At 54.3% G+C, this 23,814-nt stretch carries 22 protein-coding genes; 11 read left to right on the top strand and 11 right to left on the bottom strand.

Annotation, left to right across the window (positions count from 1 at the left end):
- Positions 1-380 precede the first annotated feature (380 nt).
- Both RBB82_RS24400 and RBB82_RS24395 read right to left on the bottom strand, forming a co-directional pair.
- Positions 381-1,139 carry a LytR/AlgR family response regulator transcription factor gene (locus RBB82_RS24400; protein ID WP_433975695.1) on the bottom strand — a complete coding sequence of 253 codons (759 nt, stop codon included), beginning with the start codon at positions 1,137-1,139 and terminating at the stop codon, positions 381-383.
- Positions 1,127-2,206, bottom strand: coding sequence for a sensor histidine kinase (locus tag RBB82_RS24395; RefSeq protein WP_433975694.1), 1,080 nt, complete (start codon positions 2,204-2,206; stop codon positions 1,127-1,129). The genes RBB82_RS24400 and RBB82_RS24395 overlap by 13 nt, the downstream gene beginning before the upstream one ends.
- A gap of 373 nt (positions 2,207-2,579) precedes the next feature.
- Between RBB82_RS24395 and RBB82_RS24390 the strand changes: the two genes are divergently transcribed.
- Both RBB82_RS24390 and RBB82_RS24385 read left to right on the top strand, forming a co-directional pair.
- Positions 2,580-3,863 (top strand): hypothetical protein, encoded by a 1,284-nt coding sequence (locus RBB82_RS24390; RefSeq protein WP_433975693.1) that lies wholly within the window; start codon positions 2,580-2,582, stop codon positions 3,861-3,863.
- A gap of 552 nt (positions 3,864-4,415) precedes the next feature.
- Positions 4,416-5,678 (top strand): epoxide hydrolase family protein, encoded by a 1,263-nt coding sequence (locus RBB82_RS24385; protein WP_433975692.1) that lies wholly within the window; start codon positions 4,416-4,418, stop codon positions 5,676-5,678.
- 153 nt (positions 5,679-5,831) lie between these two features.
- Here RBB82_RS24385 and RBB82_RS24380 read toward each other — a convergent pair whose 3' ends face one another.
- A complete protein-coding gene (locus RBB82_RS24380; protein ID WP_433975691.1) occupies positions 5,832-6,008 on the bottom strand; it encodes a hypothetical protein in 177 nt (58 codons plus the stop codon).
- 65 nt (positions 6,009-6,073) lie between these two features.
- The gene (locus RBB82_RS24375) at positions 6,074-7,735 is read right to left on the bottom strand and encodes a hypothetical protein (RefSeq protein ID WP_433975690.1); all 1,662 of its coding nucleotides are present in this window, start codon (positions 7,733-7,735) and stop codon (positions 6,074-6,076) included.
- Here RBB82_RS24375 and RBB82_RS24370 point away from each other — a divergent pair.
- Complete coding sequence (locus RBB82_RS24370) at positions 7,703-8,050, top strand: hypothetical protein (protein WP_433975689.1); 348 nt, start codon at positions 7,703-7,705, stop codon at positions 8,048-8,050. The genes RBB82_RS24375 and RBB82_RS24370 overlap by 33 nt on opposite strands.
- A gap of 61 nt (positions 8,051-8,111) precedes the next feature.
- On the opposite strand, the gene RBB82_RS24365 is transcribed toward RBB82_RS24370, so the two are convergent.
- Positions 8,112-9,407 carry a hypothetical protein gene (locus tag RBB82_RS24365; RefSeq protein ID WP_433975688.1) on the bottom strand — a complete coding sequence of 432 codons (1,296 nt, stop codon included), beginning with the start codon at positions 9,405-9,407 and terminating at the stop codon, positions 8,112-8,114.
- 1,744 nt (positions 9,408-11,151) lie between these two features.
- Between RBB82_RS24365 and RBB82_RS24360 the strand changes: the two genes are divergently transcribed.
- The 4 genes from RBB82_RS24360 to RBB82_RS24345 all read left to right on the top strand — a co-directional run bounded on the left by RBB82_RS24360 (position 11,152) and on the right by RBB82_RS24345 (position 17,495).
- On the top strand, positions 11,152-12,636 hold the full coding sequence (locus tag RBB82_RS24360; protein ID WP_433975687.1) for a DUF4062 domain-containing protein: 1,485 nt from the start codon (positions 11,152-11,154) through the stop codon (positions 12,634-12,636).
- A gap of 18 nt (positions 12,637-12,654) precedes the next feature.
- Complete coding sequence (locus RBB82_RS24355) at positions 12,655-15,480, top strand: hypothetical protein (RefSeq protein ID WP_433976012.1); 2,826 nt, start codon at positions 12,655-12,657, stop codon at positions 15,478-15,480.
- A 31-nt stretch (positions 15,481-15,511) separates the two neighbouring features.
- Positions 15,512-16,681, top strand: a complete 1,170-nt coding sequence (locus tag RBB82_RS24350; RefSeq protein WP_433975686.1) for a transporter — start codon at positions 15,512-15,514, stop codon at positions 16,679-16,681.
- Between the two features lie 175 nt (positions 16,682-16,856).
- Positions 16,857-17,495 carry an IS6 family transposase gene (locus RBB82_RS24345; protein WP_433975685.1) on the top strand — a complete coding sequence of 213 codons (639 nt, stop codon included), beginning with the start codon at positions 16,857-16,859 and terminating at the stop codon, positions 17,493-17,495.
- Between the two features lie 123 nt (positions 17,496-17,618).
- Here RBB82_RS24345 and RBB82_RS24340 read toward each other — a convergent pair whose 3' ends face one another.
- On the bottom strand, positions 17,619-18,581 hold the full coding sequence (locus RBB82_RS24340) for an alpha/beta fold hydrolase (protein WP_433975684.1): 963 nt from the start codon (positions 18,579-18,581) through the stop codon (positions 17,619-17,621).
- 126 nt (positions 18,582-18,707) lie between these two features.
- Here RBB82_RS24340 and RBB82_RS24335 point away from each other — a divergent pair, with 126 nt between their 5' ends.
- The gene (locus tag RBB82_RS24335) at positions 18,708-18,896 is read left to right on the top strand and encodes a hypothetical protein (RefSeq protein ID WP_433975683.1); all 189 of its coding nucleotides are present in this window, start codon (positions 18,708-18,710) and stop codon (positions 18,894-18,896) included.
- Entirely contained in the window at positions 18,893-19,069 is a 177-nt protein-coding gene (locus RBB82_RS24330; protein ID WP_433975682.1) for a hypothetical protein, read from the top strand. The genes RBB82_RS24335 and RBB82_RS24330 overlap by 4 nt, the downstream gene beginning before the upstream one ends.
- A gap of 173 nt (positions 19,070-19,242) precedes the next feature.
- On the opposite strand, the gene RBB82_RS24325 is transcribed toward RBB82_RS24330, so the two are convergent.
- Positions 19,243-19,608, bottom strand: coding sequence for a response regulator (locus tag RBB82_RS24325; protein WP_433975681.1), 366 nt, complete (start codon positions 19,606-19,608; stop codon positions 19,243-19,245).
- Positions 19,609-19,827: 219 nt separating this feature from the next.
- On the opposite strand from RBB82_RS24325, the gene RBB82_RS24320 reads away from it, so the two are divergent.
- Complete coding sequence (locus tag RBB82_RS24320; protein ID WP_433975680.1) at positions 19,828-20,244, top strand: low affinity iron permease family protein; 417 nt, start codon at positions 19,828-19,830, stop codon at positions 20,242-20,244.
- A gap of 46 nt (positions 20,245-20,290) precedes the next feature.
- Here RBB82_RS24320 and RBB82_RS24315 read toward each other — a convergent pair whose 3' ends face one another.
- From RBB82_RS24315 to RBB82_RS24300, 4 genes are read right to left on the bottom strand one after another with little or no spacing between them, the layout of a single operon-like run.
- Positions 20,291-21,220 (bottom strand): hypothetical protein, encoded by a 930-nt coding sequence (locus tag RBB82_RS24315; RefSeq protein ID WP_433975679.1) that lies wholly within the window; start codon positions 21,218-21,220, stop codon positions 20,291-20,293.
- A complete protein-coding gene (locus tag RBB82_RS24310) occupies positions 21,217-21,927 on the bottom strand; it encodes a glycosyltransferase (RefSeq protein ID WP_433975678.1) in 711 nt (236 codons plus the stop codon). The genes RBB82_RS24315 and RBB82_RS24310 overlap by 4 nt, the downstream gene beginning before the upstream one ends.
- Positions 21,924-22,508 (bottom strand): SAM-dependent methyltransferase, encoded by a 585-nt coding sequence (locus tag RBB82_RS24305; RefSeq protein ID WP_433975677.1) that lies wholly within the window; start codon positions 22,506-22,508, stop codon positions 21,924-21,926. Before RBB82_RS24305 ends, RBB82_RS24310 begins: the two co-directional genes overlap by 4 nt.
- Positions 22,505-23,197 (bottom strand): PIG-L deacetylase family protein, encoded by a 693-nt coding sequence (locus RBB82_RS24300; protein WP_433975676.1) that lies wholly within the window; start codon positions 23,195-23,197, stop codon positions 22,505-22,507. The genes RBB82_RS24305 and RBB82_RS24300 overlap by 4 nt, the downstream gene beginning before the upstream one ends.
- Positions 23,198-23,487: 290 nt before the next feature.
- Between RBB82_RS24300 and RBB82_RS24295 the strand changes: the two genes are divergently transcribed.
- Entirely contained in the window at positions 23,488-23,730 is a 243-nt protein-coding gene (locus tag RBB82_RS24295) for a hypothetical protein (RefSeq protein WP_433975675.1), read from the top strand.
- Positions 23,731-23,814: the final 84 nt, after the last annotated feature.

The following is a 23,814-nucleotide window of genomic DNA, read 5'->3' as shown; positions in this document are numbered from 1 at the left end:
GTAACTTGGCGATTTGCCGTCAACTGAGAATGGTAGGCTACGGATCATTTGTCCGCACTGACGACAATTCGGATGCGGGATGCTGCAGTGGTAATAGAACTGACGCTGTCTAATTCACTCGGGCGTAGGCGCCCCCATTGCCCTCAAAACCCATATCGCAACATTTTCGGCGTTCATCAATCCGATCAGCGAGTCGCTTCCGCCGGGCTGCACTTTCGCTTATCTGTGCTGTTATCGCATCGGTGATTATCTGCGCGGTCGTAATCGCCTTCAACTTCGGGTCAATTTAGAGTGGCCTTGGAAGAGAGGAAGCAAGGACGGCGTCGAAGCGCGTCCCATCGCTGCCGCTGGACAGTCGACTCAAAGTTACGCTATTTTTGTCAGATCCTACCTGATGACAACCAGCGCTCAAGTCGATCCGCGTAGGTGCGGCTCGAGCGATGCTCCGAGCCGTCCGAAAGCTTCACCGTGAACTCGCGGTTCTCGATGGATCGCAGCTCCAGTATGCCTTTGGACTGCACAATTCGGGAGCGGTGTATGCGGATAAACTTTGCCGAGTCGAGCCTCTGTTCGAGAGACGCCATCGTCTCGCGTAACAGGTAAGAACGACCGTTGACGTGGAGTTCAGCATAGTCACCAGCAGCCCCAATCCACTCAACATCCTCCGCAATGACGATTTGAATGCGGGATCCAGCTTGCACCGTAAACCGGGACGCGAATCCATCTGAGGTGCGGTCCAACATTTTCATGACCCGCTGTGCCATGTCGGCCTTTGATGCGGAGTCGACCAGATCACGAGCTCGACTAACCGCTGCCGCGAAGCGTGTGTCGTCCACCGGTTTCAACAAGTAATGCAGCGCATGAACATCGAATGCCCGCAAAACGTGTTGCTCATACGCTGTCAGAAAAATGACTGCGGGCAGGCTTTCTCGAGGCAACGCCCGCAGCACCTCAAAACCGTCTATTCCGGGCATCTGGATGTCGAGGAATACAACATCGGGAGATCGTTCCAGAATTCTTTCCACTGCGGAATGTCCATCTGCGCATTCCCCAACAATCTCGACATCCCTGAATTTGCGTAGCCTGAGAACGACGCCACGACGCGCCAAGGGCTCGTCGTCGACGATTAGAGCGCGCACGGTGAAGCCTCCACCAGGATCCGAGTCCTGCGTAACGGCAATTCCAGGACGACCTCGCAACCGCCCGCTTCAGGCCACCCAAGCGAGAACTCAAAATTCACCCCGTAGAGTGTTTTCAGGCGCTCCGCCGTATTTCCGAGACCGATTCCATTTCCATTCTTCTTCTGCTCGCCCTCACCACGCCGTCCGGAGTTCCCGATGACAATTCGCAACCTGTCGGCATCGAGCGCGCTCTTGATCGCAATCCACCCACCTTCGATCAATGGCGCCACTCCGTAGCGCACTGCGTTCTCAACGAGCGGTTGCAGCAACATGCTCGGCACCAGGGCATCCCGGGTTTCCAATGGAACAGCCATATCGATTTTTAGCCGCTCCCCCAACCTTGTTTGCTCGATCGCCAGGTACCCTTCGGTAAAGGCCAGTTCCTGAGAAAGCGTCACCTCTGCTGTGACTTCGGAATCCAGGCTTGTACGTAGAAGATCTCCGATCTGTGCCAGCATCCGTGTCGCCGCAGGCGCATTTCCATCCAGGACAAGAGTGGACACGGCATTGAGCGAATTGAATAGGAAGTGTGGATTCAACTGATAGCGAAGTGCAAGCAGGCGCGCTTCTCTGAGCTCAGACTCGGCGCGAAGTAGCCTCTCCCTCTCCATGCTCGATTGCTGCCATTGCTTAATGCTGAAGTACAGACTGCACCACATGAAGAGCATAAAAAAAGACCACGCCCAAACTGTAACCAAAGCGTGCCAAGGCACATGATTGAAATTCTGCAAAATGAGACCTGCTGCGGAGGCTACAGGAATGGATACCACCATGGCCGCCGCGGCTGCTTTCAATTCAAAAGAGATCCAGGACCGCGATTGTCTCAGCAGCCAACGGCAAAAAGGGCGCAGGACAAAACTTCCCAGGAACATGAAGACGACAGGCACGGTCTCTTCACGGAAGAACACACGCTTAGTCAAGAACGCATGAATGGATTCCAGAAGGTGGAAAAAATAAAAGCAGCACCATCCAATGATCTGGATTTGCCAGAAAGACCGCACGTTCAGGACATTCTGTCGATTCATGCATAGCATTTTAGCTAAAAGTGTGAATCGGCATTCCACGGCCTGACGCACGAAACCCTCGGCTCATCGCATTTCTCAATCGCCGGGCAGATTAGGCCTGGCTTATCAACTTCATTGAGCTAGGCTCTGAACACGATTTGAACGAGGTTGTTAGTTCGCCAGTCGTTTTCGGACTCTGAAGAGCTGGGCCTGTAGTCTCACGTAATCGTTGCGAACGTGGAACACCACATGCACTTCTCACTCAACAGGAATCCGTGAAGTTGTGAGCCAATTCTGCTGTCAATTGCACGCTAACTGTCAGAGCGCCGACTGGTACCTGACGTAATACGCCAATCATCTCGGCAACACAACTTTACTGGAGGAATAAGGAGATATGAACATGCTTATACAGTTGCGGAATTACCGGACACTGTGGGTGACAACGATTGCTTTGGCTTGCTTCAGCAATGCGTTCGCTCAACAGAGCTACAGAATCACCGACTTGGGCAATAACAAGAACACGAACAACTTCGCCATGGTCATGGGTCTCAACAATCTAGGTTGGGCGGAGAACATGGATGGAATCGTGAACCCTCCTGAGACAAGTACGTCTACGACAATTGCAAGTGGCCGCGCCGTGATCAGCATCTACGGATTCAACATCGATCTGGGCACGCTTGGAAAACCCGACGCCAACAGTTGGACTGACTATGGCGGGATCAACGACCTCGGGGAAGCCGTTGGTCTCTCCGAAACAGCGGTGCCGGATCCGAACGGCGAAGACATTTGCGGCTTTGGCACACATCTTCAGTGCCTTCCGTTTCTTTGGCGAGACGGCCACATGAGTGCGCTTCCCACGCTCGGCGGAATTAATGGGTGGGCTAACGCCATCAATAACCGCGAACAAATCGTCGGATTTGCCGAAGACGGTGCCCTGGACCCTACATGCGGAGACACCGTGAAGAACAATCGAATTACGTTGCCGGCGTTGTGGGAAAGAGGCAACGTCAAAGCTCTTCCTCTGGCAAGTAAAAGCGATGTCGACGGTTTTGCGAACGGGATTAACGAACGAGGCCACGCCGTAGGCTATTCAGGAAACTGCAGCGAGGCTCACGCCGTAGTTTGGAAAGACAAGACTGTCTTCCCGCTTAAGGATTACGGAGTTTTCAGTTCCGCATACGCCATTAACAACAGCGGTCAGATCGTCGGGCAAATCGGCAGTGCTGCGGGCTACTTTGCCGCATTTTGGCCGCAGGGCGCAGATGGGGAAGTCGTAAGCCTCAAACTTCTGCCGGGAGATTCTGCCGCCTTTGCCACCGGCATCAACAACCGGGGTCAGGTGGTGGGAAGCACCTTTGACTCGAAAGGAGACTGGTCCCACGGCTTCGTCTGGCAGGACGATGTGATCACCGACCTTAATACGGTAATTCCCGACGATTCCAACCTCCTCATAATCGCGGCTAGCAATATCAATGAGCTCGGACAAATCTCAGGCATGGCAACGGTGCAAAACGGTCCCCATAAGGGCGAAGTCCATGCCTTCCTTTTGACCCCGACAGGCATACACTTCGGCGCCTCGATGGCAGATTACGCACGTACACACCCGCATTCCGCTTTACCAGCGAATGCTTGCAATCACTCCTCGCAGAGATTCGGACCTGCCCGACTCCAGCGATAAAGGCATTCTTTCCCTTGCGTATGTGTCTGAACTCTCCCAGGTTTACCCCCAGACGCGACGGCACGCATGGGTGGGAACACGAGCCCGTGAGACGTGTCAAACGGCACGCCTCACGGCTTTTCAATGACCGCACCGACGATGCCCGCGAATGCTCGCCCGCAGCTGTTGTCGAGGAACGTCAGACTCCGCCAACCGCGGCGCTAAAGACACCTTCGGACTTTGCGTTTCAACTGTATGCGGCGCGAAGGCGCAAGGCCGGAGAATGTGCGGGACAAGATGGGTCACGTCGAATATCGACCTAACCCTGAATCGCCAACAACCGAACGTCGGGTCATGGGTGGTGCAGTATGGGGTGCAAATCCGATATACGACTAAATCCACGTCTCGTTTAAGTTCCCGCCCCCCTATATTTCGGCTCCGCAGCTCCTAGGTAAACCGGAACCGATTGATCTGTTCGTCATTCTCATCGGCGTGCGGTCGGATGGAACGCCGGATCAGATGTAAGGAGGGCCATTTGAGAGCAACCTCGAAATCATTGAGTGAAGCAAGAGCATGATGAAAACTGGATTCGAGAAAGCGAAAAGGACAGGCTGGCAGTGTGAGAGGTTACTGCTGGTCGCGTCGCTTTTGCACTCCGCAATTGCACCCGGACAAATTCAAGCGACTAAGAAGCTTGAACCTGCTCCAATCCGGCCGTTTAAAATGCATGTTCCCGACCGCGTTCTAATCGATCTTCGCCGCCGTTTGGCGGGAGCCAAATGGCCCGATCAACTCCCGGGCACCACCTGGGAGTACGGCGTCGACATCAAGAAGGTTCGGGAACTCGCGGACTATTGGCAGAACGGCTACGACTGGCGTGCGCAAGAAGCGAAGATCAATCAGTTTGACCAGTTCACAACGGAAATCGATGGACAGCAGATTTATTTTATCCATCAGCGCTCTCCCCGGACGGACGCCATACCGTTGATGCTGATTCACGGATGGCCCGGCTCGATTTTGGAATTTGAGAAGCTCATCGCGCCGCTCACCCATCCCAAGGACATAAATAGTCCGGCATTTGACGTCATTATTCCTTCGCTTCCTGGCTTTGGATATTCCGGACCCACCACAACCCGTGGCTGGGGCCCACAGCGTATGGCGAAGGCTTTAGTTGTTCTGATGGATCGTTTGGGCTATACCAAGTACGGCATACAGGGTGGTGACTGGGGCTCGGCAATAGCCCAAGACATGGCTTACCAGGCGCCCACGCACGTGATCGGGTTGCACCTGAACCTGATTTACGTGCCACCGCCGAATCAGGAAGCCGTTGCGAAAATGAGCGATGCTGAGCGGAAACGGTATTCCTACTTTGACCGGGAAGAGAGCAGCTTCTTTTTCCTCCAAGCCAGTGAACCGCAAACTCTTGCCTACGCCCTTACTGACTCCGCAGTGGGGTGGCTGGCCTGGATGATTGGCAAATTTCAGCTGCTTACGGACAACAACGGTGATTTTCTTACGGCCGTGGATCGCGACACATTTTTAACCGATGTTACGCTCTATTGGGCGACCGGCACGATCGGCTCCGCCATGCGAATTTATCGTGAAAACCGGCTCACCATTGAGGAAATGGTGCCAACGCCACACCTGGAGACGCCTATGGCGTACGCGGATTTTCCGAGGGAGGTGGCTGTCCCGCCGCTTAGCTGGATAACCCAAACATACAACATCGTACAAAAAACTAGCATGCCGAAAGGCGGACACTTCGCGGCTCTGGAGCAACCCGACCTTATGGTTGCCGATATACGGAAGTTTTTTGCAAAGATTGATCAGAAGTAAGCCGAATTGCACCCTGATACGGAATGCATGGAAGTTGGGAAGCTATATCCCTTGTTTAGGTAATGGTAATTGTCCACCAGGGTGGCGATATGACTGTTCCTGCTGCCTGCGAGCAGATCGCCCTCCCAATGACCGGGAAGCAAATGGGTCTCATCAAGAGAGAAGCGGATCGGGATTCTTCTCGGTATCTGACCCTGTTACAACTTGTTTTCCATCGATAAACAGAGTCCCGGTTGCTCCTTTGCATATCCCACCATTGTCGCGAAACTCGCGGCGGCGTCCGAGTTTGAAGCGGACGGACCGTGTTGCGGAGACGTCACTGGAGGTCATGAAGTACCTCGAGCAAATGGAAGTCTATGTCCGGGCAACCCTTGCGACAGTCGCAGTTATTCTCGCTACTGGGCGATGAGAAGCACGCCGCCGGAGTAATTCGGCAGGATGATCTCGCCTCCGTCGATGACGGGTGGCATGAATTTATTGAACAGGTTGTACTTTGTCCCAGGCTGCGTACCGGACCATCCCCAGGTGTCGGAGTCCCAGAGCTTGGGAAGGAAGCCGTCGGTGCCGGGATGCACGGGATCGTAAATGACGATGTGTCCCTGAACCCTTGAACCATTGGCGTCGCCGCGCGGCACCGTGCATACCAACAAATAGGACAATGGATCTTTCTTGTTGCTGGAACCCGCGCAGAAGCCGCCGGGCATTCCGCCGGGCGAATTCCCGCGGACATCGGACGATGCGAAGTCGGCTCCCTGACCCACCAGCCTGGGCGCGGCGGTGGCACTGAGCTGCCACTTGCGGAGACGCTGGTTTTCCCCCCAGACAAACAGGGTCCACGCATTCAGCACCGGATCGAACATCACGACCGGCGTGGAATGGATGTGGGCACTGTCTCCAAAGGGCAAGAAATTCAACTTCCTCGGATCCTGCGGACAGGGGTCGAACCCCTCCTGGATCGTGCCCGGAGTCACGGTTCCCCAGACCGGGGTTCCGCCGATGAGTTTGGCGCAGTTCGCGTGAGCGTTGACAAAGTCGGTGAGCTTAGTTCCGCCCATCTTGGCGGCATTCATGCAGTAGATTAGGCCGTCCTTCCCGCCGCCGCAGACGATGTTGAGGGCGGAGATGTAGACGACGCCGCCGCTGCCAAGATCCTGATCGGTTCGGGCCTGCGGGCTGAGCGGGGGAAAGACGGAAAACACGGCCTGACCGCGCTCATCGTGCCCCACCTTCGCTGGTGCGTTGGTCAAGGGCATATTCATCCCGCCGCCCACAGGCCTTACCTCTTCGCTCTCCAGCGACTCACCGGCCAGCTTATCCAACGGCTTGGCCTTGGCCGCGGCGGTGGTAAGGTTGGCGCCCGACCGCGCTGCGTCCGTCCAGGGGGTCCAGTGGTCCACGACCTGAAGTGTGGCGACGTTACCCGCGTTGGCAGGGGTATAGCGCAGCTTGATGAAGCTTTCCCCCCATTGGCTCACTCCGTCGAAGTCGCCATTGCCGGTCATCGCGTAGCAATCCTGATCCGTGTCGCAGGCCAGCCCGGCCCCGGCCATCCAGATGCCGGCACCGTTGCCTTTAGTCGTAGCCATCATCGCGGTGACTTTGTTGCTCGCGAGATCGAAGGCGAAGCAGTAGCCCGAGGAGCCCGCTGCCGTCTCATTCACCGATCCTGTGCACTGGAGCAAGGTCTTTACGCCCTGGGGGCTGATGAGGACGGCCGAGCTTCGCGCCTTGCGCATCCCGGCGTTGAAGTCCAGCCCATCGATTAGGACCTTCGGGACGACCGCAGACCCGTCGGCGACGCTCAACACATGCATGAAGTAACGTGCGGTGCGCGGATCTCCGCTGTTATCCGGCGATTCCCAGCAAACCTGGTAGAACCGTGCGGTCTCGGGGTCGATGACGCCGGTACTCAGGCAGCCCCAATGATCGTTGATCGCGTGGAAGTCGATGGTTGCGTTATTCGGGAGCGGGAAATTGCCCTGGATCGGCCGGCCGAGCGTGACCTGCCAGATGGCGGAACCATCGTGCGCATCGACTCCACGAACGACATTGGCCATGCTGGGCAGGACCATGACATCGCGCTGGCCGGCCGAGGTCTGGACGTTGGGCAGGATGAGCGGCTGGGCCTCCATGCCGCGCGCGTCGCCGATCCCGGTGAGTGGGTCGGCCGTCAGCGGGACAATGGTCTTAAACGTCACGCCACTGGTGATGACGCTTTTCTGGGTCAAGATGGTTTCGTTGCTGTTCCAGCCGCTGCGCGAACTATCCGCGGAGCGGGTCAGCCACGGTTGCATCTGCTGACCGAAGGCAGGGACGGCGGTGAAGAAAACAGCCAAGGCAGCAAGCACAGTTCGCATTCGAAAACTCCATAATAAGCTCAGATGAGATAAGGGCCCGGCCGACGGGAGCCGCATTGAGGCGGCGTAACGATGCTTACGGAAGGTGAACGGTGATGGAGCTGAAATCCTTGAACTGGCCTGTGCCCTTGCGACCTCGCGGGGTCACAGGGATCTGGAAGTCCGTTCCGGCCGGGGAGTAGGCGACGTAATTCTGCGCAGAGCCGAAGACGTTGGGACCAAACGTGAAAAAAGCCCAGCCATCGGCGTTGGTGAAGACATCCGGACCGTGGCCGGCGTAGTCGTGGAGGTGGCGATTGGGGCCAAACGGCGTGTGCACCCACTCGCTGCGAGCGTTGATCGGGTCGGAGCTAAACCCGCAGAACAGGCCGCCGCTGAAGGTGGAGCCGCCGTCGCCATCGCGGCTCCAGCAGAGGAGGGTGGGGTCGACAAACTCCCAGACGAGTTTGCCGATGGCAAACGTGGTCCCGATCCACATGAGGTTGTGAATCTGCTGACCCAGGCCGTAGACCTCAACATCCTTGGCGAAAATGAGCGCCGCTTTGCAAGGCATCGTGAGGGCATCGAGATAGAACCAGAGCTTGTTGTTTATAACTCCGCCGGGACCGTCGGTGTCTGTCGATTCGACGTAGACGATAGCGTTATCTGAGTCTTGCAGGCAAAAACCGGTGCTGGCGAGCGCAGCCAGTGAACCGCCTCCGGAGACGCTCACGTAAGCGAAATGGCGTGTGAAGTCCAACACCGGCACCCCGGTCTGCGCGACGAAGCTGGCGAGCATAGACGGATCGCCGCTAAAAACCTCTGCGTAGTTCAGCCCGGGACGTGCGTTGTTCCAAGCCCTCACGGCTTCGACCGGCAGCCCCTTGGCCTCGTCGAGACGAAAGCCGTCGATTCCCAGAACCGACTCCTGCCATTTACCCGCCTTGATTTTGCCATTCAACATGTAGCCCGAAGAGTGCTGGTAACTGGCCAGGATTCCATCAGGCTCTCCATCGTCGCCCTGGAAGGGTGTATCCGGCGGTGCGGGCGGGGAAAAGACCGACTGAGGCTTGGGGAAGAGCGTTTCATCCGTCTGTCCATCGGCACCGCGCTCGAAGAGGGGCGCATTCCCGCCGTACTGGCGATTGACCCAGTCCTGGATCGTGAGAATGCCGTTGTCATGCAGGGTGTCGATGGCGTCCTTCAGGTCCGCGGCACTTCCGGTGATGCGCAATGGCTCCCACTGGCCCACGTCGAGATCGGTACGTGGGTCGTAGCCCAGGCTGAAGGAATTTTTCGTGTTCAGGAAGGGGCTAAACTTAAACGCATTGCAGCCGAAGCGCGCTAGCTCGTTTGCTATCGCCTTCGCCCGGTCACTTAACCCGGTGGCCATGCCATTGTATGTGCTGTCCCAGATAATCAAAGCACGACCTCGATCCGGTCCTGTGGAACCGCCTCATACCTGTGGCTTGCTTGTTATGTTTCGCAATTAATACGTCGTCCCTGCAATTTCGTCAAGGGGACAGCTCAAGAAAGGGAATTTACGTACTCTAAGCACCTAAGTTTGCCCGTCCTGGCGTTTCGGAACCCCACCGTTAGCCGGACATTATTTCCGAGACGAGTATTGGGTCAAGTTTTCACGTCCGAAAGCCCCTTTTCAAGCCCGCTCGCGCTCGTCCGACAGACGGTCGTCTTCGCGACGGCGGCCTTATCCTCGCGAGCTAAGGCTTTTTGCCCTTAACATCATCACCGCGTCAACGTACGTGTATTCCCTTTCTTGAGGTGACGCCCACCCCTCGGCGACTGAATAGATTTGCGGAAGGGGACCACAGCTTGCTTGGGGGCAGGAGTCCGCACTTCGTGGAGGCGCGAAGCGGATTTTGGGAAGGAGAGCGTGCGTCCGAAGGGCGGGGGTGTCTTGAGCGTGGCACGCTGAACGCAGAGAGAAAGGCAAACCGGAAGGGAGCCCTCCTTAGTCAACGGCCTTCCCTCATGGCGCGAATTGCAAAAGCCAGCTGAGAAAGAGTCACTCACTAAGGCTGGAGGAAGAATGCGAAGTCGAATCGCGGCAGCAACGCTATCACTCGGCTCATCTCCTCGCCTTCTCCATAATTCTACAGATGTAGGCAGCTCGCTTTGAAGTGCTGGGATAACGGGTGAGATAGTCGTTTTCAAGGGCACGTTCTATCCGGTCCTCGGTCATGCCATAGGAAAAAGCTGCGACACAGAAGGCGATGTCTGTGGCGGCGGAGCGGTCCTGATACCGGAATTGCTCTGTGGTTGTTACGCTGCACTCAAATGCCGGAAGCTGCGCTCTCGGGTCCATCGTGACTGTGAGCCACCCTCATGCGGGAGCCGGACAAAAGAATGCCCACCTATACGAGGTGGGCAAATCTGAAATTGGAAACCAACGTTGATTCTTGACGCTCATTGAGTCGGAGTCGACAGTTTTTTTCCCAGTGATGCCTTCTAGGGTCATGAGAATGATGCGCTTGACGTGTTCGAGCTCTGAGGAAGTCGGGGAAGAATTCGGCACCGCGGGGCCATGCGAGGTGTCAACAACCTGACGGAAATTTCCCTCACTTTGCTAGCCGAATCTTTGCGCGTCATCTTGGGGTGCTAGCTGTTGGTCGAAAACGCATAGAGGAGCTCACCACCTTTATTTTGGAGATGATGGGCTTCGTTGTTGACAAGTTCCGAGAGCTAAGTATCCTCCGAGTAGTCAAATCTGACTATCTTTCACCGCAGCGACCGTCATGAGTATCAATATTTCCACTTTTCGACCACTCGAGTTGGTGGCATCCATAAATGAAAGTCGCCTCACTCTTTGCCGATTCTGCGTTGACAATGATTCTAGTGGGACCCTGGGAGATAACCACTTCTCCACTGCGTGGCTTTGGGCTGCCTGACGTATGTCGGCGCAGCATTCGTAGGAGGATGCGCATAAGATCAACTTCAATAAGGAAATCTGGAGAGTCAGGCTGTGGACCACACACTTATCGGGTGTACCGCACGACGTTGTCGCATATTAGATTGATCACTCGTAGACGTTACTTGGTCTAACAACTTATAGTTGCCCTAGGAATGCGGGCCTGGTGCATAGCGACGAGCGAATACTTGTTGCGGAGGCAAACCGTATGAGCTTCGATTGCGACGCTTTCATCAGCTATAGCCATATTGACAATGTGGGTCTTGTGGATGGAAGCAAAGGGTGGATTACCAATCTTCACCGTGCTCTCGAGATTCGAGTCGCACAACTGCTAGGTGAGAAACCTGCAATTTGGCGCGATCCAAAACTGGCCGGAAACGACGTCTTTGAAAATACTTTGGTAGACCAGTTAAAGCGGGTTGCTGTATTGATTACCATTGTTTCACCACGGTATGTGAAGTCGAAGTGGACCCGTCGAGAATTGGTGGAGTTTTGGAATGCGGCCCAGGCTCAAGGCGGAGTCAGCTTTCACGATAAAACGCGTATTTTCAAAGTCCTGAAAACTCCTATTCCAAGAGAAATGGATCCACCTGAGCTGCGACCTTTGTTGGGGTATGAATTCTTTCATATCGATGCGGAGACAGGGCGAGTTCACGAACTTGATGAGGCGTTTGGTCCTCAGGCGCAAACAGACTTTTGGATGAAGCTGGATGATTTGGCTCAGGACATTGCCTCATTGCTGGAGATGTTGAAAGGAGAATCACTTGCGACTCAGCCTGTAATTCAGGGCACGAAGAGAGAAGCAATATTTCTAGCTGAAACAACTGACGATCTCAAAGACCAGCGAGAATCAATTCGAAGGGACTTACAGCAGCATGGTTATACCGTGCTCCCGGCACGCGGCCTGCCGTTGCTGGACCCCGAGTTGAAAGCATCTCTAGAGCAAGACCTAGAGCAGTGCAGAATGTCCGTCCATCTTATCGGCAGAAATTATGGGTGGATTCCTGAGGGGAGTAGCGTATCGCTGTTAGAAATCCAAAACGAGCTGGCGATCGCAAGGGCCAAGGAGGGCGGATTCATCCGTCTTCTGTGGATTCCCGCAGGTCTTCAGGTCGAAGACGAGAGGCAGGCAAAAGTGATTAACCAGTTTCGAATGGATCCGAGATTGCAGGTTGGAGCAGATCTGCTAGAGACGATATTTGAAGACCTCAGAACAGTGATCCATGATCGACTACGAGAAACTGTTCAGAGTGCGCAGCCCACCAACTCAACGGATGTCACCGGTGGATGCTGCGGGCAAATCTACCTTATTTATGACCAGCGGGACGCAGTAAGCGTATCGCCTTTTGCGAATGCCCTATTCGATCAAGGGTTTGATGTTCTCCATCCCACATTCGAAGGAGATGAAGGGGAGGTGCGGCAGTGTCACGAAGAGAACCTACGTGTTTGCAACGGGGTGTTGATCTTTTTTGGCTCTGCCAATGAAGGATGGGTTCGTCGAAAGTTAAGAGAGGTGCAGAAGAGTGTCGGTTATGGTCGCACAGGGCCCTTACCTCCAGTTGCAATCTCATGTGTTGGAGCGAAGACCGCCGAAAAAGAGCGCTTTCGGACCCATGAAGCACCCGTAATCTTTCAGACAGATTGCTTTTCTCCCGACATGCTGGTGTCTTTTGTCTCACGCGTAAAGTCCTGAGGAAGGATCTTGAAACCCATGTTCAATCCCTTTCCGGGGTTGCGTCCTTTTGAGGCGGATGAAGACCACCTTTTCTTCGGACGGGAGAAGGAGATCGACGAGCTGCTGCGTCGGCTTCGTCTATGTCATTTCCTGTCTATCATCGGCACATCGGGGAGCGGCAAATCGTCGTTGGTGCGTTCTGGCCTGATCCCTTCACTTTACGGCGGGTTTATGGTCAACACGAGCCCCGGTTGGCGGGTCGCGATCATGCGCCCCGGGGAAGATCCTGTGCGTAATCTGGCAATAGCCTTGAATTCGCCTGACGTGCTGGGAGCTACTGGAGAGCTGGAGACAACAAACATCGTCCTATTAGAGGCGACGCTGCAGCGCGGTACAAGGGGGCTGATTGAAGCCGTTCGTCAAGCGAGAGTTCTGCCAAAGGACAATCTATTGATCGTGGTAGACCAGTTCGAAGAGTTGTTTCGATTCCGACGAAACTCACAGGTGGAGAACTCCGGAAATGCAGCAAGGGCCTTTGTCAAGCTTCTTCTCGAGGCCGCTCAGCAGGAAGAGCTTCCCATCTTTATCGTCATCACAATGCGTTCCGACTTCATCGGAGACTGCATGGACTTCGCTGGTCTGCCCGAAGCGGTGAACAACGGCCTGTACCTCGTGCCCCGTATGACTCGATATGAGTTGCGCTCGGCGATTGTAGGACCTGTGGCTGTCGGAGGCGGGACCATCACACAAAGACTGGTGCTTCGCCTACTCAATGACTTTGTCGATGACTACGATCAACTTCCCATTCTCCAGCACGCTCTCATGCGCACGTGGGACTATTGGGCTAAAAGATTACCACCGGCAGATGCGATTGATATCGAAGACTACGAAGCAATCGGAACCTTCCGGCGTGCATTATCGATACACGCGGAGGAAGCTTACGAAGAGACCGGTTCGGATGATGCGAAGAAGTTAGCCGAGCGATTGTTCAAGGCCCTCACGGATACTTTTTCGGACTATCGAGGAATCCGCAGGCCAACCTCCGTTGGAGATCTCACTTCTATCTCAGAAGCGCCTGAAGCGGACGTAGTTCGAATCATCGAGATCTTCCGGCGACCGGGGCGCTCCTTCTTGATGCCGGCCGCTGATGTTCCTCTGAGACAGGAATCGATCATCGATCTGTCGCATGAAAGTCTTATGCGATGCTGGCTCCGACTGGTCGGCTGGGCCGAGGAGGAGAGGGTCTCCGCCGATATCTACAGTCGTCTCTCCGATGCGACGATGTGGTTCGGCCAAGGTAGCGCGGGCCTTTGGCGCAATCCAGAACTTGAGGTTGGACAGAAGTGGAAACTCGAGAATCGACCTACTGCGTCCTGGGCTAAACGATACAATTCATCGTTCGCTCAGGTAATTGATTTTCTTGATCGCAGCGAAGAAGAACGAGAACGTCTAAGTGCCGAGAAAAAAAAGGAACGTCAGAAGCAGCTTAGGCAGACTCAGTGGGCTGCCGGTATATTGGGTTCTTTGTTTTTGATTTCACTCTTTCTAGTTTACTTTGCTTTGAAACAGACTCGTCGTGCGGAAACCAACTTGCAACTAGCGAAAAAGGCAGTGGATGAAAGCCTGTCTTCGGTTGGACGAGAGCAGGGTCGTGAGGCAGGGGATCTGCCCCAAGTCGAACAATTCCGCATGGAGCTGTTGAGTAAAGCGCAAGCTTTCTATACCTTGTTTGCCATACAAAACTCTACAAACCGAACTTTGCGCGGCGAGGAGGCGCGGGCGCATTCCCGATTGGGAGATATCAATCGTTTGATGGGTAGACATGAAGAAGCTTCGCTGGAATACAACGAGTCCATAGTTCGGTTTGAAGCTCTCGCAAAGCAGTATCCCTCACAAAGTGAGTTTCGACAGGCACTCGGATATTCCCATAACTGGCTGGGAGAGACGATCCGGAACGCGATTGATGTGAAATCGGGTTCTTTATCGAATAGCCCTACCGATGCGGAAAAGGAGTACAGTGAAGCCATTCGCTTCCAGACGGAGTTGCACAAGCAGCAACCCACAAACGTTCTTTATCAGCAGGAGCTTGCACGGACCTTCTACAATCGCGGAATTGTTCGGTTTCGCATGCATGATGAAAAAGGAACGAACGCTGATTTTAATGAAGCAATCCAATTACTTGAGCCTGTAGTGCTCGGGACTCAGGCTGCTGAAGATCAAACTGCAAACCCCGATCCTGCTCAGGATCTTGCACGGGTCTACAATAACGTTGCGATCGTGGTAGGTACCACAGGTCAAACTGTAGAAGCCAAAAAATTTTATGAGAAGGCGATCTCTCTTGCCGAGCAACTGGTCAGGAAAAAACCAGAAAATCGGGAGTACAAGTTGGAACTTGCGCAATATTGCAACAACGAAGCAAGAATGTTGGCCGACGACGAGCCACTCGTTGCTGAGGCGCGGAGCCAACAAGCCCTGGCACTTGTAGAAGCTTTAGTAGAGCCAACAGCGTCATTGTCCATCAAGATGGTGCAGGTGCTTCAGCTGCGGGGACAGTTGCTGCGGGCTCAAGACTCAAACAGAGCGAGGCTGCTTACGGATCGGGCATTTGAGCTACTGAAGAGGGAAGATGCAAAGACCGCCCACGACTTCGTTTCGTTCAGTGCACTCTACATGAATATTGGAGCGAATTATCTGGAACTAGCCCAGGATGATCTTCAACGAGGTGACAGAGCAAACGGAAGAGCAGCTCTTGCAAATCTGACGGAGATCTTGCCTCACTTATCATCAGACGACAAACAAACCTTAATAGAGCCTTATAAAACGATAAAGAGAAAGTTAGTTACAGGGCCGACCAGACACTAGTACGGGATTCCATCTTTCTGAGGAGTTTCGAATGCGACTATTTGGTTCCGTGTTAGGTCTTCTTGCAGCCACAGTCACCTTTTCCAGCGCGAAAGGTGTGGCCCAGCAACTTCCTCAAGTCGTCCAGGGGAGCGTCAGTTCACCTGCCTTTTTTGTGTACTCTGAGATAGCGAAGTATCCGCTTTCTTCCATATTCGATAACGACGGTCCATTAAATTACAACCGCAACTTATTTCTAAACCAAGTCCAGACTACTAACACTCCGCCCAAACGTGTCAAGACTGTTGCTGCCGCCGAGAAGGTCAAAAGAGCAAGCATTGACCCGAGCATGGTTGGCTATATCGACGACGCGGTCATCCACTCGGAATTCCGTATCCGTTTTGATGCTGCCCTTGACAACAAAACACCGGACCGCGGCGAGTTTTTCTATGCAAAATGCGGCTGTTATGCCTTTATTCAGCCTCACACCAATTTAGCCTATGATCCCAACACCCCTGGCCCGGGGCCCAATATCCCCAAGGACGTAGACTTCCAGCAGCTCTACTTCTATGGTGAATACGCTCCTTATTCTCATCTCTCTCTATTTACCCAGATCCCCTTTCGCTGGCTTCAGGCGAACTCGTTCCCGGGTACCGGTCAGGCTTTTCCCAACAGCGGTGGATTCGGAGATATGCAGTTTGGATTGAGATTTGCGCCGCTTGCCTCTAGCCGCCGCTACCTCACGCTGCAATTTAAGGCTTACACGCCAACAGGGGACGCAAGCGAAGGCCTGGGTACCAATCACGCTAGTGTTGAGCCTTCACTCTTGTATTACCAGAGGCTTTCAGAGCGATTTACATTGGAGGCGGAGACTGGAGATACGCACCCGCTCAGTTCGTCGGCGGGAGTACCGACCGCTGGCTCCAAGGGATTTGCGGGGGACGTATTCTTCTATGGAGTCGGACCAAGCTATCGACTAGTCAGTAAAGAGCAGTTCCGACTTGCGGGCATCGTTGAACTCGTAGGGTGGAATGTCCGCAGCGGATTCGTCACTGGGCCGGCCAATCCAAGCACAGCGGGAGTGAATATCGTGAACATCAAGGTGGGTTCCCGGATGACTTTCGCATCCCATCAATCCTTATATGTCGGATACGGTATCGCTCTAACCTCGCAAAATTGGTATAGAGAGATCTTTAGAGCAGAGTATCGGTACGCATTTTGATCTCTTGTTAAGAGTGCTTGGTTGTGACCCAGGAAGTGATCCTCTCAATACCCCTGCCTTGCTCGATAGCATTCCGAAGACGTAAGATCTCACTTCATAGCTTCTGATTGAAGCCTCTTACTTAAGCAGTCATGATCTTGTCTGACATAATCGAATATTCCCGATTCTTTCAGCTATGCGGTGGGCTTATCATCGCTTTTGTCTGAGTTTCCGGGATGTCGAAGATCTTCTCGCCGAGCGCGGCATCATCGTACCCTATGAAACGATCCGGCAGTGGTGTGAGAAGTTCGGTCTCGACTATGCTCGGCGATTGAAGCGACGAGAGGGACGCCTGGGCGACCAGTGGTATTTGGATGAAGTCTTCATTCGCATCAACGGCCAACAGCGGTATTTGTGGCGCGCCGTGGATCAGGACGGCGACGTGACCGACATTCTGGTCCAGCCGCATCGTGATCAGCGCGCCGCAGAGCGATTCTTTCGAAAACTCCTGCGTGGCCAGGGTGCGGAACCACTGCAGATCATTACCGACAAATTGAGAAGCTACTCCGCTGCCATGCGAAGCATCTTCAGCAACGTGAGTCACAGGGTGGAGCGGTACGCCAACAATCGCGTCGAAGCCTCGCATCAGCCGACGCGCCAACGGGAACGACAAATGCGCCAATTCAAATCTGCCAGGCACGCACAACGTTTTCTCTTCCTCCATGATGCCGTTCGAAATCTGTTCCGTGTGGGCCGACACTTATTGAGGTCTAGCAATTACCGGCTCCTGCGATCGCGGTCATTCGCGGTCTGGCGGGAAGTGACCGCGGCCTAAGCGAGCGCAAGACCCGCAGCGTTCCCAGCTCAGATGTCCCTCAATGTCTAAAGTTGACAATGTTATTGACCAAAATGAGCGAGGTTCCGGTGCTCCTAAAGGAGGAGTTTGGTTAGTGTCCGCTCAACGGAGCGTGGCAAGGAACGCATTTATTTCGGCAACGACCCGAGCTTCGTTGGTGATATACACATAGTGATCGGCATTCGGAATCATGACAATATGGGCAGATGGAACGCCACGGCGGAAGGCTTCTGCCCAGCCGGTGCAGCGAGCTTTATCGTCGACGATCAGGGCGGCTTTGCGATCGCTGTCCGGCAAGCGCTCCCAGTTGTGTGGGCAGGCATAGATGGCGAGAACGGGAACCGGAATACTCGTGTACTTCTGGGCTCCGAAGTTGAGCGCGGCGTTGATGGGCGAGCGTGGCGGTAATGGGGGTAGATTTGCGATCTCTGCATTGCTCTGATGAAGAACAGTCTCGAACTTTGCGATGGCAGTTTCCAACTCCAGTAGCTTCTTTTGCTCATTGACTCCACCGGCTTCGATCTCGTCGATACGCCTCTTGATCTCGTTCATCTCGATCTCAAGCGACGGGCGTGCCGGGTCATAGAATGCAAAGGTAGTCGCGGCATCGAGATAAATGAGCCCCGAAACTTTCTCCGGAAAGCGGCTGCCGATGGAACTGAGTTCCTGGCCCGCCAGGGAGTGGCCTACCAGCACTGGCCGCTCGATGTGAAGCGCCTTCATCACGGCTAGAACGTCATCCCCTAGGTGGTCTGCCGAGTAGTTACCGTTGGCCGGAATGGGTTTGCTCGACGTGCCGAAGCCTCTTCGCGTGATGCCGTAGACGTGATGCTGTGCGGTAAATTGCGGGGCGAAGCCGTCAAAGCGATGGGCCGTATCTCCAGATCCCGCCAGAAAGATGAGCGGTGTGCCGGAACCGCCCCAATCCAAAACTTCAAGCTGAACTCCCTGTTCGACAGTGACGAGTTGGACCCGATGAGGAGAGGAGTCAGTCTGAGCGTTTGCATGTACCAAAAGCAGGAGTGAAGCGCCTAATACGAAGAAGAACTTCCATCGGTTCCGCACGAAAAACCTCCGACAAATCAGTCGCAACTACTATCCCACGGCCAACGTGTACTAGTGCCGACAAACGCATTACACGTGATCGGTCTGGCTCTCTCATCCTGTTTGGCACGGCTAGGAGGCCGTGCTATGACAAAGAGAGCCAAGAAACGAAACCCTAAGACAATCCTAAAGCTGCCCGACCTTGAGCATTCCGAGACTGCCGTCCTGAACAGCCTACCTTCGGTGAGCTCCCGGCATTCCTACGATCACGCCATCCGGGACTTCATAGACTGGTACTACTCCGAGCCACGTCTGGCTTCAACAGAACTGTCGTGACCCGCTATCGGATCGCATTGGAGCAGCGAAGATATGCGCCGTCGACGATCAATCTTCAGCTCGCTACGATTCGCCAGCTGGCCTACGAAGCATCTGATTGCGGCCTCCGCAGCCCGGATCTGGCTGCTGGTATTCGCCGGGTGAAGGGAGCAAAAAGGTTGGCGTCCGCGTAGGTAACTGGCTGTCGGCTGAACAGGCCAGAAGCTCGTTGCCGTACCGTCCGGCCCGCGGCTTCGCTACGTGCGCAACCGGGCGGTGTTGGCCATGCTGCTGGGATGTGGTTGGCCTAAACCGGCTTACACTTAACTAGGCACTTCATCTGTTTGTTGCACGACAAATTCAGAAGTCAACTTCGTAGCTTTACAAGAAGATCAGCCGGATGGACGGGCTTGGACAGGAGTTCGAAGTCGTAGCCCTGCTCCCGCGCCTTTTTCAGCAGATCTGCAGTTGCGGCTTGTCCAGAAAAGAGCAGCACTTTACACTTTGGCTGCGTTCGACGGAAGTGGATAGCCAATTCCACTCCGGTCATGCCTGGCATTACAACATCGCTGATGAGAAGATCTGGCGCTAAGTCGACACAAGCAGCAATGGCCTTGTTCGGGTGATCAAAAGCGCTCGCCCTAAAACCAGCTTGATTTAAAATGACGACAAGGGTGTGGGCAATCACTGCTTCATCGTCTACTACGAAAACCACACGATTCTGATCCGACACTTTGTCTCCTGACTCCCCGTGTAGGACACCTCAATGTTTATGGACCTGCTGCTTGCCATGGATTGTCAGGAGTTTCTCGCCCTCATACAAATAGCAGGGGCGATTGAACATCCCATAAGCGAGATATGGGCATAACCTATTGCCGGAAGCTATGGTAACTGGATCGGACATCCACTCGGAGGGGGACAACATATGGATAGAAAACCTATTGAGGTGCAAGTGAGAACCACAAACGACTGGTTCGGGCAGTTCGCAGCTTCCGCCTCCGGCTGGCTGGGCTCGAAGTGGGCGTTCGCTGGCGCCGGGTTAGTCATTGTGCTCTGGGCCGCTATGGGTCCCGTCTTTCACTTTTCCGATACTTGGCAATTGGTGATCAATACCGGCACTACGATTGTGACATTTCTTATGGTTTTTCTCATCCAGAACACGCAAAATCGGGACGCACGCGCTATCAATTTAAAGCTCAACGAGCTTATCCGCGCCATCGATAAGGCTCGTGACCAGATGATAGACATCGAGAATCTTAGCGATTTAGAGCTAGATGAGCTTCAGGCCAAATACGAAAAGATAAAAGCAGAGTGCGAAGCGCGTCCGCGGAAAGCGAGCTCCGGGGAACTCGCAGATGTCAACGATTAGGGAGCAGGAGCGGCGCGCGATGAGCTTTTAGGACTCTGTGTTTTGGTTACCGGATTAGGTGGCCCAAGCATTCCAGGTCTCGCTCTCCATGGGACTGGCGCATGTAGAGACCCGCTTCCTGATATCGACTCGATGTCTCTTCATTCATCGATAGCGGATAAGGCCCATACGCCCGAGCAAATCGTTGAAGTGTCGCCGTACCCATCTCATCAATCAAATGGCGGACACTTAAGGCACGAATCTGTGCAGCCTTCGAATCTAAAGGTGCTGCATCAATCTCATCGCCAGCATGCTTTGATAAGGCGTACATACCCCAAACGCTAGCTTGCATTGCGCCAAGATGCGCTAGGGTATGAGGGTCGTCACGTTTGCTAGCGAGGGCAAAGTCTAATAGACCGGCGACGCCCCCAGCCCAACAGGCAGCCGGTCCGCAGGCACCATGCCAGAAACCCGCCCTCTGAAGGTACCAATCTGGCTCGCCGATCAGGGAGTCCGATGCCAGCTGCAAATCATGGAACGTGATCGCACCGGTCTGAGTATTACGAAAAGCTTCTGTCTTCCAGACCTCGAGATCCAATGTGATCTGCTCCAGGTTTTTCCTTACGTCTACTTCGACGAGGCGCTGGTCGGGAAGCCCGACTGTGAGGAGGGCTCGATCAACTATTCCAAGCCCGGTACAAAACGGTTTTCTGCCACTGATCTGGAGACCATTTGCGACTCGCTCCAGCCGTATTACGTGGCCCGGGGTCTCAGAAGCCCAAACCGCGTACAGCATATTAGGTTCAGCACTGCGTCCAGCCTCGGCGAGGATCGCTACTGCATCCCAATGAGCTTCTGCAAGCTTCGCCAAGCTGAGATCCTCTCGCCCTATCTCGGCCAGCAGGTGATGGCGCTCGGCTGTACGACCCCCTCCCGGAAGTGGCAGCTTCTGCCTAACAACGTCGGCCAGTCGGGACTTCAGTTCGTCCGCTGTCATCCCGTAACCCCGTTGTGTGCTCCGAGAGCATCTGCGAAGCCGAGCGGCGCACGCCCGATCCGTCTTCCGCTCGTTAAGACACATAAGCTAGCGTCTGATATGCGTTGATGTATTCCTATTTTCAGACGCCGCCAGAGATCATGATCTTCTGCGCTTGAAAGATCTTGCCAGCCCCCGGCTTGAAGATACACATCCGCTCTCACTCCAAAGTTCGCTCCATGCACGTGGGGGTGAGTACCGTCCGAATGGATCAAATACGAAAGACGGAATCTCTCTGCGACGGAGGAGTTGTGATCGATGAAGGAATCCACGTCGACAATGCCCGCAACGGCGGCGACTCCTGTCTTCGCATACTCCATTTGATCCTCGAGCCAGGTGACAGGGACTTCACAGTCGGCATCGGTATTCGCAAGCCAGCAAAGTTTCCTTGATCCCTCATAGCGTTCTAACGCGAGCTGCACACCTAGTGCCCGTGCAGTACCCACACAGCCCGCTTCAATCTCGATGACTGCTCCGCTCTCTTGGACTATCTCCTGGGCGATGCCGAAGGAATCATCTGTTGATTGATCGGTCACGACGATCAAGTCGCTTGAAACGTGCGACGGCAGCATCAGACGGGCCTTCTGTATGGACCGAAGGCATCTGGGAAGAAGGTCTTGTTCGTCCCGAGCCGGAATGACGATCGCAATATGCCAAGGAGCTTTCACAAACGCACCAGCCGATCAAGCCTCATATTTTGGTTACGTTCTGAGTGTTCGACCTGGAGTTTCGGGTTGGCGAACAGAATCTTGTGGACCTCATCGCCTGAGATGCAATGATCCTGGGAATGACCTAACCAATGCGCAGCCAGAACGGTAGCGCCTCGAGGAATCGAGTCGACCAATATGGAGGAGATCTGTTGCCAAGTTTGAGGGGTGAAGTAATAGCCTATTTCGCTCAAAAGGAGGAGATCGAAATCCTTCACTGGCACTCCGTCTGGCAGCGCTGCGCAATGTACTTCAACATTACGCAAATGAGCACATCGTCTCTGAGCCTGCGCAACCGCAGTCGGCGAAAAATCAATGGCATCAACGGTGCCACAGTATGCTGCAAGACGTTCTGTGAGCACACCGATGGAACAACCAGGTTCAAATGCCCGGCGATAAGTTCGATGAGAGATCGCATCGATGATTGCGTCGTAACGCCCCAGTTCGTAAGCACTGTGCGAAAAGTCCCAGGGGTCAGTATTCTCCTGATATTTGGCCTCAAAGAAAGCGGGAGACGATTCGAATTTGGTTTCTATACTCACCGGATGTAGACCTCGTAGCCTCGTTGATTAGGCATCAGCAGTTCGGGTGAAAGAATAGGCTGGCCGTCAGCGTGCTCGAATTGAGATGCATGAGCTTCCAAGGCGTAACGTTTTGTGTGGAGTTCAGCATCGGTAAGTAGGACCTTTTCGACCGATAGTCCTTCAAGCATCTCAGGTACACCCCGATGCCACGTCCAAAAGAGGTAAGAAGTGAGGATGACACCCCTGATTTGGGCCACTCGCACAGCAACTCGTCCTGCCGCCTCATGGTCGGGATGAAAGTCGCGTTTCCACGGTGCAACAAGATGCATTCCGCCTTTTACCATCGGCAAGAGTGAGTCAACGAGCCGATCTTCGCAGGCGGATACATCCCGATCTGGCAGGCGCAGGCGGCGAACCATAGATTCCGGTACGCCAAGCCGATAAAGGGCTTCAACTTGTTCCTGCACTCGAATCTCACTCATATTTTGTGTGTCGGCATAGGCGTTTTCTCCATCCGTAATAGCCACCACGACTACCGGAACACCTTGCCCGCAAAGTCTCGCGATAAGACCACCCGCTCCGAGAGTTTCGTCATCAGGATGCGGAGCCAGAACGAGCGTCGGGATGAGTGGGGGCTCCCAATTTGGTAGGTGACGTAATTTGGGGATCCATTCCGTTTCTGGAGTGAGAGGAACGATTGTCGTCATTTTCTATGAACCACTCTTATGGGAGAAATGAGAGGCAGTCAGCATTGTTACCTAACATTTGATGCCGTCCTTTATGGGTCGAGGCTTCGTGTGATTCGAGATTTGTATATAGGCCAGGTACAAAGGCTCTCTGAACGTTCATAATGTCAAAAATTTCACGGGTGTCATATTTTGCATCCCATGCTGTGACCGCCGCCGGGGCGAACCTGAAGATCGTCGCTCTGAAGATCGGAGGCGCTGTCGCGTCGGACGGAACTATACAGTTCCTGATAAGGACATGCTAGAGGAGGATGGTCGGCAAACAGAAAGATCAGTTGAAGTTTTATGGACAGAGTTTTTCGAGCCGTCTGCTTCTCGGGACTGCCCGGTACGATTCTCACTCACTGTTGGCCGATGCGATCTCAGCGGCAAACCCTGCGATGCTTGCAGACGCACAATCTCGCCACGAACACCTCGCAAGTCGCCTTGGCACCTGCACCACGGCAATCCACAAAAATAGCCGCGTCGGGAAGATTAATCGTTGCACGAGCTAGGCTAAGGCGCGGCGTATGACGTGGGTTGAAGGCCTCGAATATTCAATCGCTCGCTCGATAGTTCGAACTAGCGAAGTCTGGGCT

Origin of the sequence: Tunturiibacter lichenicola (assembly GCF_051013355.1) — a bacterium.
Taxonomy (GTDB): Bacteria; Acidobacteriota; Terriglobia; order Terriglobales; family Acidobacteriaceae; genus Edaphobacter; species Edaphobacter lichenicola_F.
The sequence above is the reverse complement of the archived record's forward strand: the minus strand, read 5'-3'. Positions and strand labels throughout refer to the sequence as shown.

Excerpts from the sequence above, each read along its gene's own strand:
- RBB82_RS24300 (WP_433975676.1), bottom strand. The coding sequence starts at position 23,197 with ATGACGACAATCGTTCCTCTCACTCCAGAAACGGAATGGATCCCCAAA.
- RBB82_RS24350 (WP_433975686.1), top strand. The coding sequence starts at position 15,512 with ATGCGACTATTTGGTTCCGTGTTAGGTCTTCTTGCAGCCACAGTCACC.
- RBB82_RS24365 (WP_433975688.1), bottom strand. The coding sequence starts at position 9,407 with ATGGCCACCGGGTTAAGTGACCGGGCGAAGGCGATAGCAAACGAGCTA.
- RBB82_RS24395 (WP_433975694.1), bottom strand. The coding sequence starts at position 2,206 with ATGAATCGACAGAATGTCCTGAACGTGCGGTCTTTCTGGCAAATCCAG.
- RBB82_RS24390 (WP_433975693.1), top strand. The coding sequence starts at position 2,580 with ATGAACATGCTTATACAGTTGCGGAATTACCGGACACTGTGGGTGACA.
- RBB82_RS24385 (WP_433975692.1), top strand. The coding sequence starts at position 4,416 with ATGATGAAAACTGGATTCGAGAAAGCGAAAAGGACAGGCTGGCAGTGT.
- RBB82_RS24375 (WP_433975690.1), bottom strand. The coding sequence starts at position 7,735 with ATGGCCAATGTCGTTCGTGGAGTCGATGCGCACGATGGTTCCGCCATC.
- RBB82_RS24335 (WP_433975683.1), top strand. The coding sequence starts at position 18,708 with ATGACAAAGAGAGCCAAGAAACGAAACCCTAAGACAATCCTAAAGCTG.
- RBB82_RS24295 (WP_433975675.1), top strand. The coding sequence starts at position 23,488 with ATGGTCGGCAAACAGAAAGATCAGTTGAAGTTTTATGGACAGAGTTTT.
- RBB82_RS24355 (WP_433976012.1), top strand. The coding sequence starts at position 12,655 with ATGTTCAATCCCTTTCCGGGGTTGCGTCCTTTTGAGGCGGATGAAGAC.
- RBB82_RS24380 (WP_433975691.1), bottom strand. The coding sequence starts at position 6,008 with ATGACCTCCAGTGACGTCTCCGCAACACGGTCCGTCCGCTTCAAACTC.
- RBB82_RS24360 (WP_433975687.1), top strand. The coding sequence starts at position 11,152 with ATGAGCTTCGATTGCGACGCTTTCATCAGCTATAGCCATATTGACAAT.
- RBB82_RS24345 (WP_433975685.1), top strand. The coding sequence starts at position 16,857 with ATGCGGTGGGCTTATCATCGCTTTTGTCTGAGTTTCCGGGATGTCGAA.
- RBB82_RS24315 (WP_433975679.1), bottom strand. The coding sequence starts at position 21,220 with ATGACAGCGGACGAACTGAAGTCCCGACTGGCCGACGTTGTTAGGCAG.